The following is a 15,415-nucleotide window of genomic DNA, read 5'->3' on the forward strand; positions in this document are numbered from 1 at the left end:
TACGTGGAGGGGCCTCACGCGGACGGGGCAGGCTCCCGCCCGGCCTCGACCCGTCCCCGTACCCACCGCAGCGCGCCCCCGTACGCGAGCATCAGCACCGCCACCCCCGCCCACACCCGCCACGGCAGCGCCACCATTCCCAGAGCGGCGCCCGCCGGGCTCGCCGGCAGCGCCACCGCCACCGCGACGAGGCCCGCCACCGCCGCCCCCAACGCCTTCGGCACCCGCCCCGCCCCCGGCCGCAGCATGAGGAGCACGAGCGCCTGCGTCAGCAGGTTCTCGGTGAACCACCCCGCGTGGAACAGCGCCTCCCACCGTGCCCCCGTCAGACCCCCGGAGCCTCCCGCGCCCCACGCGAGCACCGCGAAGGTCAGCACGTCGACCCCCGCGTTGAGCACCCCGTACCCGAGGATCTGCCGCACGAGCGCCCGGGTGCGCAGGGTCAGCGGCCCTGCCGATGGGCGCGCGGCGGCCCCGCGCCGTACGTACGCGGTCTGTGCCACGTCGAAGCACAGGTTCTGCACCAGGACCTGCGCGGGCAGCATCGGCAGGAACGGCAGGAGCAGCCCCGCGACGAGCATCGCCACGACGTTGCCGAGGTTCGACGAGAGCGCGGCGCGCAGGTACGCGAGGACCGTCGCCGTACCGCTCCGCCCGGCCCGTACCGCGTGCGCCGCCGCGCCCAGGTCCTTGCCGCCGAGGACGAGGTCGGCGTGCTCGCGCGCGAGCGCCACCGCGCCCGGCGGGCACAGTCCCACGTCGGCGGCGCGCAGCGCGGGCACGTCGTTCCAGCCGTCGCCGAGGAAACCCGTGACCCGGCCCGCCGTCCGCGCCCGCGCCACGAGCCACGCCTTGTCCTGCGGCGCGCACCGCGCGAAGACCCGTCCGCGTGCCGCGCGTGCCGCCCGCTCCGGTTCCGGCAGTGCGGCGAGCGCGCGCATGTCGACGACCTCGCCCGGGTCGAGTCCCAGGTCCCGGCAGGCCCGCGCCGCCGTGCCCGGCTGGTCGCCCGTGAGGACCCGTACCTCGACACCGAGCGCGGTCAGCTCGCGCAGCGCCCGCGCCACCCCGGGCACCGGGGGGTCCCTGAACGTCACGAACCCGGCGAGCGAGAGGCCCCGCTCGTCGGCGTGCGTGTACCTCCGCCCGAGCCGCGCGGCGCGCCGCGCGCTCGCCACCGCGAGCACCCGCAGCCCGTCCGCCGCGAGCCGCCCCGCGAGCGCCTCGGCCCGCGTCCGTTCCCCGGGCCCGAACGCGCACCGTTCGAGGACGGCGTCCACCGCGCCCTTCACCACCAGCACGCACGCGCCCGGCAGCCCCGGCTCGGCCAGGAGCACGCTCGCCCGGCGCCGTTCCGCGTCGAAGGGCAGCGCGGCGAGCCCCTCGGGCCCGAGCGGATCGATCCCCACCGCGTCCGCGGCGGCGAGCAGCGCCTCGTCGAGCGGCGCGGGACGCGGCACCTCGCCCAGCTCCAGCGTCCACGCCGCCGCGACCGCCGCGAGCCGCAAGGGCTCCGGGTCGGGCGCCCCGCGCGCGTCGAGACTCGCGTGCGCGCACGGCTCGTCGGCCGTCAGCGTCCCCGTCTTGTCGACGCACAGCACCTCCACCGCGCCCAGGTCGTGCAGCGCCGAGGGCCGGCTGACGATCACGCCGTGCTCCGCCGCGAGCCGCAGCGCCGCCCGCGCGGGCGCGAGCGTCGCCACCACCGGCAGCATCTCCGGCGTCAGGCCCACGGCGACGGCGACGGCGAACGGCAGCGTCTGCGCTTCCTGCCCCTGCGCCACCGCGTCCGCGCACAGCACGAGCGGCGGGACGAGGAGCATGAACCGTACGAGCGTCCAGGCGACGCCGCGCACCGAGGCGGCGAACGCGCTCGCGGGACGCGGCGGCCCGTCCCAGGCACCGAGCAGGCGTGTCCGCGTCCCTGTCGCCGTCACGAGCCCGGTCGCCGTGCCGCTCGCGACCGTCGAGCCCAGCAGCGCGCCGCCGGGGTCCCCGGCCCGCCGCGTGACCGCGTCGGACTCACCGCTCAGCGCCGCCTGACGCAGCCGCAGTCCCCGCGTCCGCAGCAGCCACAGGTCCGCCGGGACGCGGTCGCCCGGACCGAGCAGCACGACGTCCCCCGGCACGAGCTCCGCCACCGGCACGTCCCGCACCCGCGGCTCCGCGTCCGCGCGCGCCCTGCGCCGTACCGCCGCCGTGTCCCCGAGGAGCGCGCCGAGCGCCGCCGAGGCGCGCTCGGCCCTGCGCCGCCCGAGGGCGCGCAGGAAGAGGCTGAGGCCGACGAGCAGCGCGGTGACGGCCGCGGTGCCCCACGCGCCGACGAGCGCCGAGACCGGTGAGAGGGCGAGGAGCACCGCCGTGAAGGGATCGGCGAGTCCCTCCCGCGCGAGCCGCCACCACGGCGTGAGCGCGGGCGAGGGCGGCAGGTTCGGCCCGCACCGCGCCGCGCGCAGCGCCGCCTGTTCCTCGGTGAGGCCGCGCGGCGAGGAGTCCAGGCGGCGCAGGACGTGCAGGGGCGTGGCGGTCTCAGGCACCGAGGGACCGCTCGGGTACGGCGGGGGCCTCGCTCCCGGGGGCGAGCAGCGCGGCGACCAGCTCGACGATCCGCGGATCGCGCAGGTAGTACACCTGGCGGCGGCCCTCGCGGCGCGAGCCGACGAGACCGCCGAGCTTGAGCTTCGTCAGGTGCTGACTGATGGCGGGCAGGGCTCCGCCGAGCCGCTGCGCGAGCCGCGTCACGTCGCTCTCGCCGCCCGCGAGGGCCCAGACCAGGTGCAGCCGGGCCGGGGAGGCGAGCAGTCCGAAGACCGTCGCCGCCGTGTCGAGTGCCTCCGCCGGCGGATCGTCCGCGAAGCCGCTCCGGTCCCCGCTCACACCGCTCTCCGTTCCGCCGGTCCCGCGCCGGGCTCCCCTCCGGCCGCACAAGTGTAGGCAGCGCCGGGGGGCTCCCTCAGGCGGCGGGCTCGTCGCGCTCGCGGGTCCAGTCCCCGGGCCGGGCCTTGATGACCCTGGGGTCGGCGGGGTCGGTGAGGGGCGCGTCCGTGGTCGCCCGTGCCTCGCTCCTGAGGATGCGGCCGGCCCGGCCCGCCGAGCGCACGAGCCCCGGGAGCCGCTTCACACCGAGTACCACGATCACGACGAGGAGGAGGATCGCCAGCTCACTGAGTCCGAACACCGGGTGCGCTCCTCGGGGAAGGGGGCTTCGGGCGGTACGCCGGACCTGCGTGGAACGGCGCCCGGGCCAGAATCTACAGCAGTGTGGAACCAGAGGAGGAGGGCCGTGCGCCCGCCTCCGGTCCGCGCCGCCGGGCCGCGTTCACTCCTCGCCGCCGTCCTCGTCCTCGCTCCCGCCCTCGTCGTCCCCCTCGAACCAGTCGCCCACCTCGTCGATCACCTCGGCCGCGGCGAAACCGCCCGCCGCGCCCACCGCGAGGCCGGCGGCCCCCGCGAGCACCGCGCCCCCGGCCCCGTGGCTCCCGTGGCTCTCGTGGTGGCTCGTGCGACCGCCGCCGTAGGGGTCCGTGTGGTTGTAGTACGAGCCGTGGTCGCCGTACGCCGAGCTGTGCTCCAGCAGGTGGGTGACCCAGCCGTCGACCTCGCTCGTCCAGTCGAGGCCCGGCACGTCCGCGTGCGCGATGGTGAACCGGGTCAGCGCGTCGTGGCCGCCGCCGAGCAGACCGCCCCGCTTGTCCGCCTCCAGGACCACTTCGGCGCCGGTCTCCGAGGCGAGGAAGGTGACCTCGACCTCGTTGACGGCGTGCGCGAGCGCGGGCGGCGGGGTCAGCTCGATCTCCTGGTAGAAGGGCAGCCGCTGCCCCGTACCGCCGATCCGGCCCAGCTCCAGGTCCGCCGAGCGGAAGCCCCAGCCGAGCCGCCCGAAGGCGTCGAGCACCGCCTCCTGCACCGGGAGCGCGGTCACCACGAGGGGATCGAGATCGCCCTTGTCGCGCGCCCCGCCCAGCGCCACCTCGGTACGCACCCCGAGGACGATGCCGAGCGACTGCCCGTACAGCTCCGTCGTGGGCGTCTCCCACGGCACCCCGAGCGCGAAGGGCAGGACCCGCTGCTCGCCCGCCTCGAGTGTGAAGTTCCCGCCGACGCGGTGGCGCCCGAAGACGATCCCGCCCTCGTGCTCGCCCTCCTCGCTCTCCGCCTCGACGCGCGCGAGGAGTTCCAGGGTGATGTCCTCGACCCGCGCCCGCGTCTCGCCGCCGCCGAGCCGCACCTCTCCCGTGAGCGTGCCGCCCGGCAGCACGGGCTCGCCCGCGAGCACCGTGTCGACCGAGGGCCCGCCCGCGCCGAGCGCACCGAGCAGCCGCTTGAACACCATCGCGCACATCCTCCTGGGACTTCCGGGACGCGGCGCGCACTCCGTGTGACGCCGCTGCGGTCCCGTAGAGCATAAAGGCGCAGGCAGGCCCCTTCGACCGCCCCGAAGGCGGGGGTTGAGGGGCCGTCAGGGACGGCCGCGCGTCCCAGCTCGGTACGGCGTGGCGTCCCCCGCTCCGTGCCGCCCGGCCGCTCCCTCGGGGTGCCTCCGGTCCTCAGCCGGTCGCCTGCTCCGTCCGCGCGCCGCGCGGCCAGCCGAAGAGGCGCGCGCCGATGACCGCCGTGTGCAGCGAGTAGCGGTCCAGGGAGTCGGAGAGGTCGAGCCCGGTGAGGGTGCGGATGCGCTCCAGGCGGTACGTGAGGGCCCGGACGCTCAGGTTGAGGCGCCGGGCCGCCTCCGCCGAGACGCACCCGGCCTCGAAGTACTCGCGCAGCGTCGCGAGGAGCGGCCCCGCACCGCCGCGCGCCTCCTCCAGCGGCCCGAGCACGGTGTCCATGAGGTCGTACATCGCCTGCCGGTCGCGCGTGAGCACGGGGAAGACGAGCAGGTCCTCCGCGTGCAGCACCGGTTCCGGCAGCTCCATCCGCTCGCCGACCCGCAGCACTTCGAGCGCCTCCTCGTAACTGCGCACGACCCCGCCGGGACCGGTGTGCGGGCGGCCGACCGCCGCGCGGCACTCCTTGCCCCGTACGTACGCCTGCTTCGCGAAGAACCGCGCGATCTCCTCCTGCCCGCTCGGCGCGACGCAGATCAGCAGCTCGTCCTTCGTGGTGAGGAGCGTCCTGCGGTCCCCGAAACGCGCGAAGACCGCGTCCTGCACCTCGCGGGTGACGGGATGCCCGTCGTCGTACGCCTCCGCGCCGCGTGCCACGGCGACGACGTGCGCGTGTGCGAGCCGCAGCCCGAAGCGCTCGGCGCGCTCGGCCATGCGGCCCGGGTTGCCGCGCCCGTGCAGCAGGTCGTCGATGAACTCCCGGCGCGCCGCCTCCTCGTGGCGCACCGCGAGCCGCTGGGCCCGCTCGTAGCCCTCGGCGCTCGCGTCCACCGCCTGTTCCACGGCGGCGAGCACCTCGGGCGCCGAGGCCCCCGGCGGAGCCGGCCAGTTGCTGCGCGCGGCGGCGAGGAGCCCGTTGACGAGCGAACGCAGGCCGTACCCGGCCTCCGCGGCCTGCTCGCCGAGTGTGCGCCGCGCCTCGATCTCCTCGCGCCGCAGCTTCCGCCCGGTCTTCGCGACCTCGGTGAGCGTCTCGCGGAAGCCCTCCGTGTACAACTCCGGGATCTCTCTGGGCTGCATGTTCACCCGCCCCTCAGCTCGCGGCCGCGGTACTGCCCGGATTGTCGACGGCCCGCGCCCCGGGCGGCTCGACCGGCACGGGACGGTCCTTGGCGGCGTCGTCCCGGTACAGGAAGCGGCGCGCGAGCGGCTCGGTCCAGCGCGCGGTGAGCGGTCCGAGGATGACGAGAATCAGCACGTACGCGGTCGCCAGCGGCCCGATCTCCGGCGCCGTGCCGACCGCGAGGCCCGCGATGACGATGGAGAACTCGCCGCGCGCCACGAGCGTGCCGCCCGCCCGCCAGCGCCCGGCCCGCTGCACCCCGGCGCGCCGGGCCGCGTACCAGCCCGTGGCGATCTTGGTGAGGACGGTGACGACCGCGAGGAGCAGCGCGGTGAGGAAGACCGGCGGGATGTCCGCCGGGTTGGTGGAGAGGCCGAAGAAGACGAAGAAGACGGCGGCGAACAGGTCGCGCAGCGGAGCGAGCAGGTTGTGCGCGCCCTCGGCGACCTCGCCCGAGAGCGCGATGCCGACGAGGAAGGCGCCGACGGCGGCGGAGACCTGGAGCTCGGCGGCGACGCCCGCGACGAGGACGGTGAGGCCGAGCACGACCAGGAGCAGCATCTCGGGGTTGTCCGAGGAGACGGCCCGGCTGATGAGACGGCCGTGGCGCAGCGCGAGGTAGAGCACGAGGCCCACGGTGCCCAGCGAGATGACGAGCGTCAGGCTCGCGCCGCCGAGGCTCAGCCCGGCGAGCAGCGCGGTGAGAATCGGCAGGTAGACCGCCATCGCGAGGTCCTCGATGACGAGCACGCCGAGGATCACGGGCGTCTCGCGGTTGCCGAGCCGGCCCAGGTCCCCGAGGACCTTCGCGATGACCCCCGAGGACGAGATCCAGGTGACCCCGGCCAGGGCCACGGCGGCCACGAGGCCCCAGCCGAGGACCAGCGCGCACAGGAACCCCGGCAGGGCGTTCAGGACGAAGTCCACGATGCCCGAGGGGTACTGCTTCTTGAGATTGGTGACGAGTTCGGAGGCGCTGTACTCCAGGCCGAGCAGGAGCAGCAGCAGGATCACCCCGATCTCGGCACCGGTGGCGACGAACTCCTCACTGGCGTTGAGCGGCAGGAAACCTCCCTTGCCGAAGGCCAGGCCCGCGAGGAGATAGAGAGGGATGGGGGAGAAGCCGATCCGCCCGGCCAGGCGGCCGAGTATGCCGAGGCCGAGAATGATCGCGCCCAGCTCTATCAGCAGTTCAGTCGTCGTGTCGTGCACGAGGGGTCATCCTCCAGCGATCAGTTCGGCCACGGCGTCCACTCCCTCACGGGTCCCGACGACGACCAGTACGTCGCCGATCGCGAAGCGGAAATCCGGGGTCGGGGAAGGAACCGCGTCGGTGCGCCGCAGGACGGCGACGATCGAGGCCCCGGTCTTCGTACGTGCCTGCGTCGCGCCGAGCACCCGTCCGGCGAAGGGGGAGCGCTTCGTCACCGGGATGTGCTCGGTGACGAGGTCGATCTCCACGTGCTGGCGCAGATAGCGCACCGGGTCGGGCTTGAGCAGCCCGGCGAGCGCGAGCGACTCGCCGGGGTCGAGCTGGGCGGCGTCGCGGCAGCTGTCCTCGTCCTCCGGGTCGTGGAGGCCGAGGACACGGCGGCCGTCCTGGTGCACGACGACCGACAGGTGGCGGCCGGACTGCGTGTCCAGGTCGTAGCGCGCCCCGATCCCGGGGAGAGCGGTCTTGGTGAAGTGAGCGGTGGGCTCCATCGAGGACTCCGTACGGCGTGTCGCTTGCGCGCGGCTGCGTGCAGGTGTGTGCGGGGGGACGGGCGCCACGGGGGACCGTGACAGCCCATACCGTGTCATCCCTGCTGCGCGCGCAGAACACCCGTGCGTGGGTAGGGGACGGAACCGGGCCCCGTCAGGTGTGCGGAGGTGCGCCGGAGCGAGCGGCCGCACGGGGCGGGGAGCCCGGAGAGGACGGTGGGGAGGCGGGGGAGCGGTCTCCCCCGGCCGGTTGGGGATCGTGCGGGGTGGAGCGGGCGGTTGTCGTGCGGGGTGAGGTCGTGCGAGGCCGAGGTCCAGCGGTACGGGAGCTCCGGGGCGGACCGGACGGCGGTTCGCCCGTGGGCTTCGCGGGGCTGGACGGGGTCTCGCGGGAGGGGTGAGGGGTGCGTCCACGTGCGGGGTGCGTCCGCGTGCGGGCCGGAGCCCGCGGGCGCACGTGCCGTACCGCGCGGGGGTGCCGGGTCAGGCGCTATGCGGGACGGCTTCGCGGGGGCGCACTCCGATGGCCCTGCCGCGAGAGGGAGGGCGGAGCGCCGCGCCGGGGCCGGGTTGAAGCGGCAGTGCGCGAGGGCGGGTGTGCCGGTCGTGCTCCACGGGACCACCCCCTCCCAGACCTGCGAAGGCGGCCCGGTGAGCAGGCCGCTCGACGCGCCGGAACGCTCGAAAGGCGTGACCGGCATGCTTATTTGACCAGTACTTTAACGTACGGCAAAGGGGAAGGATCGGTGTATAACGTCTCGAAGTTCGCATATCGGCTGATGGGAATTTTGCCGCTCCGGAGGGACTCGCGCGAGGCGGAAGCCTGTCCCCGGTACGGGAGGCCGCGCGCTCAGGGCCGGGAGTGGGGGGCGCGGCCCGGCGTGAGGCGGGGGCGGGTGAAGGCGCCCCCGTCCCGGCGGCCACGAGCGCCCGGGTGCGGGTCGAGCAGTTGCGCGGCGACGCCCGCGGCGACGAGCCCGGAGGCGAGCACCACCCCGTGCCCGGCGATCAGGCCGCCGCACAGGGTTGCGAGGGCGAGGACGAGCAGCAGTACCGCCCAGGGGCGCGAGGCCCGGGGCAGCCGTCCGGTGCGCAGCGCCCGCTCCAGGCGCGGGTCCTGCGCGCGCAGCCCGCGCTCCAGCGTCCGCAGTGTCTCGTCCTGACGATCCATCGCCCGTCTCTCCCTCCGTGCCGCCCGGGTCCCCGCTTTCGTCGGGCCCCTGCGGCCCGCACCCCTCGGCGGCACGTACCCATGGGATTCCGTCCCCGGGCCGCGCCCACACCTGACGCGGCCCTTCCGCCGCGAGCACTGGCCGCCCCTCCCCGGAAGCCTCTCCCATGGCCGGGAGCTCGCGCCATCCGGGACCCCGCCGGGGGCAGCACGCTCACGCCGCGCGAGGAGGAGATCCTCAGGCTCGTCGCCGGGGGGGGGCACTCCTCGTGGAGCCCTGACGGGAGTTCCGCGGCACGAGGGAGCAGACTGGCCCGTACAGGCAACATCCGTACCGCGACCAGCAGGGAGCAGCGCACATGTCGTTCCGCGCCATCCGTGTCACCGAGGACGAGCAGGGCCGCCGCGCCGCCGTGGAGATCCTGGAGGACGAGCGGTTGCCGCCGGGCGAGGTGACCGTCGACGTCGAGTACTCGACGGTCAACTACAAGGACGGCCTCGCGCTCGCGGGCAAGGGCATCGTGCGCACCTTCCCGCTCACACCCGGCATCGACCTGGCGGGTACGGTCACGGACTCCGCCGACCCGCGGTTCGCGCCGGGCGACCGGGTCGTCCTCAACGGCTTCGGCCGGGGCGAGAGCAAGGACGGCGGTTTCGCCGAGCGGGCCCGCGTCGGCGCCGACGAACTCGTCCTCCTGCCCGAGGAGCTGAGCACCCGCCAGGCCGCCGCGATCGGCACGGCCGGGTACACCGCGATGCTCAGCGTCCTCGCGCTGGCGGACGCGGGGGTCGCGCCCGGCGACGGCGACGTGCTCGTCACGGGTGCGGCCGGTGGTGTCGGCTCCGTCGCGATCAGCCTCCTCGCCGCACGCGGCTACCGCGTCCTCGCCTCGACGGGCCGCCCCGAGCACGGCGACTACCTGCGCGGGCTCGGCGCCGCCGAGCTGATCGACCGCGCCACGCTCTCCGCGCCCGGCAAGCCGCTCGCCTCCGAGCGCTGGGCGGCCGCCGTCGACAGCGTCGGCAGCCACACCCTCGCCAACGTGCTCGCCGCGACCCGGTACGGCGGCACGGTCACCGCCTGCGGCCTCGCCCAGGGACTCGACCTGCCCGGCTCGGTGGCCCCCTTCATCCTGCGCGGGGTCCGCCTCCAGGGCATCGACTCGGTGTACGCCCCGATGGAGTCCCGCCGCCGCGCCTGGACGGCACTCGCCACCGAACTCGACCCGGCCCACCTCGACACCATCACCGAAACGGTGCCGCTCGCCGACGTGATCCCCCTGGCGCCCCGAATCCTCGCGGGCCAGGTCAGGGGCCGCACCCTGGTGGACGTCCGGGCCTGAACCGCCGGACTCCGCGGGCCGTCAGAACTCCGCGGGCCGTCAGAATCCCGCGGGCCGTCAGAACCCCGCGGGCCGCCAGAACCCCGCGGGCCGTCAGAATCCCGCAGACCGTCAGGGCAGAGGGGTCCTGACCTCCCCTCACCTCTTGGGCCGCCCGCCCCCGTACGGCAGGCTGTGCCCGTGCCCGCTCTCACCTTCCCGTCCCAGTCCGCCTCCGCGCCGCCGCCCGAGCCCGGCATGGTGGTGGCCGGGGACGACGCGCTCGCGCCCCGGATCGCCGCCGAACTCGCCGAGGTGTACCAGGAGCGGGTCACGCTCATCGAGCCGCCCGCGCCCGAGGGACTCGCGACGGGGGCGGCGTTCTCGGGGCGGGCGCTGGGGCGCGCCTCCGCGTTCTTCGACCGCTTCGGGTTCGTACGGGGACGCGCCGCCGACACACCGCACGAGCCCGCGCCGCCGCGCGGCGGAGGAGTGGAGGTCGTCGAGGCGGCGCGGCTCGACGACGCGGCGCTCACGGCCGCGGGCGTCGCGACCGCGACGGCGCTCGCGCTCGTCCACGAGGAGGACGAGGTCAACATCCACGCCGCGCTGCGCGCCCGGCGGCTGAACCCGCGACTGCGCCTCGTCATCCGGCTCTACAACCGGCGCCTGGGCCAGCAACTGGAGCACCTGCTCGACCAGGCGGCCGTGCTCGCCGGGCTCGACGAGGGCGTCGCGAGCGTCACCGTGCTCTCCGACGCGGCGACTGCCGCGCCCGCGCTCGCCGCCTCCGCCGTCGCAGGGACCAGCAAGGTCATCGAGGCCGACGGCATCCTGCTGCGCGCGGTCGAACGCCGCCCGCCCGGCCGGGGCGAGGTCGCGGCCCCCGGCCTCGCCACCCTCGCGCTGCTCTCCGCGACGGTCGGCGACCCGGGCGGCGCCGAGGGCTCGGACAGCAGCGCCGACGCACCGCGCCTGCTGCCCGACGATCGCGAGGTGGCCGCCGCCGCCGGTCGCGAGACGGTCGTCCTGGAACAGATCGGCCGCCCCGGCATCACCGCGGCGGCGGGCCGCTTCACCGGCTGGCGGGTACCGCTCGGCTCGCTCTTCTCGGCGCGGCTGCGCTGGTCGATCGCGGGCCTCGGGCTCGCCGTGCTCGTCCTGACCGGCGCCTCGATGGTGGTCACGGGCGAACACCCCCTGCACGCCGCGTACGTGACGCTCCTCGACCTCTTCGCGATCAACGACCCCATCGAGCAGGGCAAGGCCCGCCAGCTCCTGCAACTCCTCAACGGGCTCATCGGCCTGCTCATCCTGCCCGTGCTCGTCGCCGCGACCCTCGAAGCCTTCGGCACCTTCCGCTCCGCCTCCACACTGCGCCGCCCGCCGCGCGGTCTCGCGGGGCACGTCGTGCTCCTCGGGCTCGGCAAGATCGGTACGCGGGTGCTCGCCAGGCTGCACGAGATGAACGTGCCCGTCGTGTGCGTCGAGGAGGACCCCGAGGCGCGCGGCATCCCGCTCGCCCGCCGGCTCAAGGTGCCGTGCGTCATCGGCGACGTCACCGACGAGGGCGTCCTGGAGGCCGCGAAGATCGGCCGCGCCTCGGCACTGCTCGCCGTGACGAGCGTGGACGCGACGAACCTGGAGGCGGCGCTGTACGCGCGCTCCCTCCACCCGCTCCTGCGCGTCTCGCTGCGGCTCTTCGACGACGACTTCGCGACCGCCGTCTACCGCACCCTGCGCGCCGCGCACCCCGGTGCCCTCACCCGCAGCCGCAGCGTCTCCTCGCTCGCCGCGCCCGCCTTCGCCGGGGCGATGATGGGGCGCCAGGTGCTCGGCGCGATCCCCGTCGAGCGCCGGGTCCTGCTCTTCGCCGCGCTCGACGTGGAAGGGCGGGCCGAACTGGAGGGCCGTACGGTCGCGGAGGCGTTCCGCCCGGGCTCCTGGCGCGTCATCGCGCTGGACACGAGCGGTCCGGCCGAACGCGCCGCCGACCTCGCCTCGCCCGGGGGTCAGGGCGGCGGCGGCCTCGTCTGGGACCTGCACCCCGGCTACGTACTGCGCCCGGAGGACCGCGTCGTCCTCGCCGCCACCCGGCACGGCCTCGGCTCCCTCCTCGGGCGCAGGCGCCGCGAGGACGGCACGCGCGCGAGCGGTGCGTAGCGCCCGCGTTTCCCCCGCGCCCGCATTCCCCGCACCCCTGTGAGGTGCCTCACTCTTTCCCGGATGGTTGCATAATTCATGGACCCGTATATAGGTGCGTGATACATATGGCCTCGTGGATGAGATCCCCCTCGGTCAGGACGATGTCACCGCCCTCCTGGAAGGGCTCACGGCGCTGTCCGTACGGCACCTGACGGTGCATGACATCAGCTTCACGGCCGCGATGACGCTGGGCCGGCTCTCCCGTACGGGACCGACGCGGCTCACCGTGCTCGCGAGCGACGGCGGTGTCTCCCAGCCCTCCATGACCCAGCTCGTCCAGCGCCTGGAGAAACAGGGGCTGGTACGCCGCGTGCGCTGCCCCGACGACGGCCGCGCCGTCCTCGTCTCCATCACGGACGCGGGGCGCGACGTCGTACGGGAACGGCGGGAGGCCCGCGCCGAACGCCTCCACCAGCTCCTCGCCACCCTCCCGGCCGAGGAGCGCCTCACGCTCCTGCGGGCCGCCAGGGACGCCAGACCCGCCCTGGAGACGCTGCTCGACACCGCCGTCCGCACCCAGTGGCCCACCCCGCCCGGACGCGGCGCGGGGCGTGCCGCTCCCCCCACCGACTGACCCGCGCCCACCCCGACTTCCGCCCGGCCGCCGTGCCGCGCGGTCGCACCACACCGCCCGGCTCCCCAGGCCGGCGCGGTCGCACCACCGCACGGCCACGCCCTGCCCGTGGCCGTGCGCTCCGCCCCGCCGCCCCGCCGGGACCCGCCCGCGCCGGAGCGGCCGAACGTCCCTACCTGGAGCACACCTTGTCCGCATCAGGACCGAAGCCGGCAAGCCCGTTCAAGCAACCGAAGGCCGTCTGGGCCGTCGCGTTCGCCTGCGTCATCTCCTTCATGGGGATCGGTCTCGTCGACCCGATCCTCCCCGCCCTCTCCACCAGCCTCAAAGCGACGCCGAGCCAGGTCTCGCTGCTCTTCACGAGCTACCTCGTGGTGACGGCCGTCGCGATGCTCTTCTCCGGCTTCGTCTCCAGCCGGATCGGGGCCAAGCGGACCCTCGTCGCCGGACTCGTCGTCATCGTCGTCTTCAGCGCCCTCGCGGGCGCGAGCGGCAGCATCAACGGCATCGTCGGCTTCCGGGCCGGCTGGGGCCTCGGGAACGCGCTCTTCATCGCGACCTCGCTCGCCGTCATCGTCGGCTCCGCGAGCGGCGGATTCGCGGGCGCCATCATCCTGTACGAGACCGCTCTCGGCATCGGCATCGCGATAGGCCCCCTCCTCGGCGGCGAACTCGGCGCCATCAGCTGGCGCGGCCCCTTCTTCGGTGTCGCCGTGCTCATGGCCATCGCGCTCATCGCGACGATCGTCCTCGTCCAGCCCACACCCAAGCCCGCGCGCAAGGCGTCCGTCCTCGACCCGCTGAAGGCCCTGCGCCACCGCGGCCTGCTCACGATGGGCCTCATGGCGCTCTGCTACAACTGGGGCTTCTTCACCGTCCTCGGCTACGCGCCCTACCCCATGGAGCTGGACACCCACCAGCTCGGGTACGTCTTCACCGGCTGGGGTCTGCTCGTCGCCTTCTTCTCGGTCTTCGGCGCGCCCTGGCTCCAGGCGAAGCTGGGCGTCGCGAAGGCGCTCTACCTCAACCTGACGCTCTTCGCCGCCGACGTCCTCGTCATCGGCCTCAACACCGAGCACCGTACGACCCTCATCGTGGCCGTCATCGTCACCGGCTGCTTCATCGGCATCAACAACACCGTCACGACTCAGGCCGTCATGACCGTCTCGCCGGTCGACCGGCCCACGGCCTCCGCCTCGTACGGCTTCGTCCGCTTCATCGGCGGCGGCCTCGCCCCGTACTTCGCCGGCAAGCTCGCCGACCACTGGAACCTGCACGTCCCCTTCTACGTCGGCGCCGGGGTCGTCGTCCTCGGCATCGTGATCCTCTCCACGGGCCACCGCCTCCTCGCCGACGCCGAGCGCGCCCAGGCCGCCGACGCCGCGCACCACAGCGCGAGTGCGAACAAGGAGGAGGAGCTCGTCCGCCAGGCCGAGGCCGAGGACCTGGGTTCGGCCACCTGAGCCGACCGGCCAAGACAGCGGAAACCGGAGACCCGGAAAGCCGAAGACCCGGCGACCCGGAAACCCGGGAACCCGGACCCGGACACCGCGCGCGATCAGTGCAAGGTGTCCGGGTATTTCCGTTCTTGTACGGGCATTTCGGGTGTTCCGCGCGGTGCCGCTCCGCGGGCTGGGCGGCCGGAAAGGGCCCCCGGCTGTACGCGGCCCGGTCCGTACGGGTAGACAGGAGTCGTGGACACCGGAGTCCGGGCCCCGTGAGCGGGGCGGCGGAAGCCGCCCGAAAAAATTACGCGAACGGCTGAGTATGACGGCCGGAAGCCGGGGTACACGGGCCGCAGCGCGCCGCGCGGTGCGGTGCAGGATCGAGGAGGTTTTCATGGGTGCGGTAAGGACCGTCACGACAGCGGGAGAACGGACCGAAGCCGCCCCCGCCCTGCCCGAGATCGCGGAGCCGCACAAGGTGGCCCCCCGGGACGCACGGGAGCTGACCCGGCTCTTCTTCGACCGGCTCGACGCGCTGGAGGAGGGGACGCGGGAGTTCCAGGACGCGCGGAACACGCTCATCGAGATGAACATGTCCCTCGTGCGCTTCGCGGCTCGCCGCTTCCGCAGCCGCGGCGACGACATGGAAGACGTCGTGCAGGTGGGCACGATCGGCCTCATCAAGGCGATCGACCGCTTCGAGCTGAGCCGCGAGGTGGAGTTCACGACCTTCGCGGTGCCGTACATCGTCGGCGAGATCAAGCGTTTCTTCCGCGACACCACCTGGGCCGTGCACGTGCCGCGCCGTCTCCAGGAGGCCCGTGTCGAGCTGGCGAAGGCCAATGAGGAACTCTCCACGCGCCTCGGCCGGGCCCCCAAGGTCTCGGAGCTCGCGGCCCTCATGAACCTCAGCGAGCAGCAGGTCGTCGAGGCCCAGATCGCGTCCAACGGCTACTCCTCCTCCTCGCTCGACGCGACCATCGGCGGCGAGGACAGCGGCGAGGGCGAGGCCGTACTCTCCGACTTCATCGGCGCCGAGGACCCGGGCATGGAGCTCGTCGAGGACCTCCACGCGCTGGCCCCGCTCCTGGCCGGCCTGGAGCCGCGCGACCGCCAGATCCTGGAACTGCGCTTCGGCCAGGAGCTGACGCAGGCCCAGATCGGCGAGCGCCTCGGCGTCTCGCAGATGCACGTCTCGCGCCTGCTCAACCGCACCCTCGGCACCCTGCGCGCCGGACTGATGTCGGAGCGCTGAGCCCTTCCGCCCCCGCGGCGACCGAGCCGTTCCCCCCACCACGGGGGCATGTGGCAACCCGGCGCCCCC

Annotated in this window: 13 protein-coding genes; 5 read left to right on the plus strand and 8 right to left on the minus strand. The window is 74.5% G+C overall.

Annotation, left to right across the window (positions count from 1 at the left end; genetic code table 11):
- Positions 1–14 precede the first annotated feature (14 nt).
- The 8 genes from ACIP4O_RS16205 to ACIP4O_RS16240 form a co-directional block, all read right to left on the minus strand.
- Positions 15–2,537 (minus strand): HAD-IC family P-type ATPase, encoded by a 2,523-nt coding sequence (locus ACIP4O_RS16205; protein ID WP_401575082.1) that lies wholly within the window; start codon positions 2,535–2,537, stop codon positions 15–17.
- Entirely contained in the window at positions 2,530–2,877 is a 348-nt protein-coding gene (locus ACIP4O_RS16210; RefSeq protein ID WP_361333952.1) for a metalloregulator ArsR/SmtB family transcription factor, read from the minus strand. The genes ACIP4O_RS16205 and ACIP4O_RS16210 overlap by 8 nt, the downstream gene beginning before the upstream one ends.
- Before the next feature lie 76 nt (positions 2,878–2,953).
- Positions 2,954–3,178 carry a twin-arginine translocase TatA/TatE family subunit gene (locus ACIP4O_RS16215; RefSeq protein ID WP_401575084.1) on the minus strand — a complete coding sequence of 75 codons (225 nt, stop codon included), beginning with the start codon at positions 3,176–3,178 and terminating at the stop codon, positions 2,954–2,956.
- 141 nt (positions 3,179–3,319) lie between these two features.
- Positions 3,320–4,333, minus strand: a complete 1,014-nt coding sequence (locus ACIP4O_RS16220; protein WP_401575086.1) for a sporulation protein — start codon at positions 4,331–4,333, stop codon at positions 3,320–3,322.
- A 214-nt stretch (positions 4,334–4,547) separates the two neighbouring features.
- On the minus strand, positions 4,548–5,627 hold the full coding sequence (locus ACIP4O_RS16225) for a PucR family transcriptional regulator (protein ID WP_401575088.1): 1,080 nt from the start codon (positions 5,625–5,627) through the stop codon (positions 4,548–4,550).
- Positions 5,628–5,640: 13 nt separating this feature from the next.
- Positions 5,641–6,882 (minus strand): cation:proton antiporter, encoded by a 1,242-nt coding sequence (locus ACIP4O_RS16230; RefSeq protein WP_401575089.1) that lies wholly within the window; start codon positions 6,880–6,882, stop codon positions 5,641–5,643.
- A 6-nt stretch (positions 6,883–6,888) separates the two neighbouring features.
- The gene (locus ACIP4O_RS16235; protein WP_008749305.1) at positions 6,889–7,374 is read right to left on the minus strand and encodes a cation:proton antiporter regulatory subunit; all 486 of its coding nucleotides are present in this window, start codon (positions 7,372–7,374) and stop codon (positions 6,889–6,891) included.
- An 850-nt stretch (positions 7,375–8,224) separates the two neighbouring features.
- Positions 8,225–8,545 (minus strand): DUF3040 domain-containing protein, encoded by a 321-nt coding sequence (locus ACIP4O_RS16240; RefSeq protein WP_401575090.1) that lies wholly within the window; start codon positions 8,543–8,545, stop codon positions 8,225–8,227.
- Between the two features lie 359 nt (positions 8,546–8,904).
- Here ACIP4O_RS16240 and ACIP4O_RS16245 point away from each other — a divergent pair, with 359 nt between their 5' ends.
- The 5 genes from ACIP4O_RS16245 to ACIP4O_RS16265 all read left to right on the plus strand — a co-directional run bounded on the left by ACIP4O_RS16245 (position 8,905) and on the right by ACIP4O_RS16265 (position 15,346).
- Positions 8,905–9,888 (plus strand): MDR family oxidoreductase, encoded by a 984-nt coding sequence (locus ACIP4O_RS16245; RefSeq protein ID WP_401575091.1) that lies wholly within the window; start codon positions 8,905–8,907, stop codon positions 9,886–9,888.
- Between the two features lie 237 nt (positions 9,889–10,125).
- The gene (locus ACIP4O_RS16250) at positions 10,126–12,030 is read left to right on the plus strand and encodes a potassium channel family protein (RefSeq protein WP_401575489.1); all 1,905 of its coding nucleotides are present in this window, start codon (positions 10,126–10,128) and stop codon (positions 12,028–12,030) included.
- Positions 12,031–12,145: 115 nt separating this feature from the next.
- On the plus strand, positions 12,146–12,646 hold the full coding sequence (locus ACIP4O_RS16255; protein WP_401575092.1) for a MarR family winged helix-turn-helix transcriptional regulator: 501 nt from the start codon (positions 12,146–12,148) through the stop codon (positions 12,644–12,646).
- 188 nt (positions 12,647–12,834) lie between these two features.
- Complete coding sequence (locus ACIP4O_RS16260; RefSeq protein ID WP_401575093.1) at positions 12,835–14,109, plus strand: MFS transporter; 1,275 nt, start codon at positions 12,835–12,837, stop codon at positions 14,107–14,109.
- Between the two features lie 376 nt (positions 14,110–14,485).
- The gene (locus tag ACIP4O_RS16265) at positions 14,486–15,346 is read left to right on the plus strand and encodes a SigB/SigF/SigG family RNA polymerase sigma factor (protein ID WP_401575094.1); all 861 of its coding nucleotides are present in this window, start codon (positions 14,486–14,488) and stop codon (positions 15,344–15,346) included.
- The last annotated feature ends 69 nt before the right edge of the window (positions 15,347–15,415 follow it).

The sequence above is a fragment of the Streptomyces sp. NPDC088923 genome (genome assembly GCF_044749745.1).
Classification (GTDB): domain Bacteria; phylum Actinomycetota; class Actinomycetes; order Streptomycetales; family Streptomycetaceae; genus Streptomyces.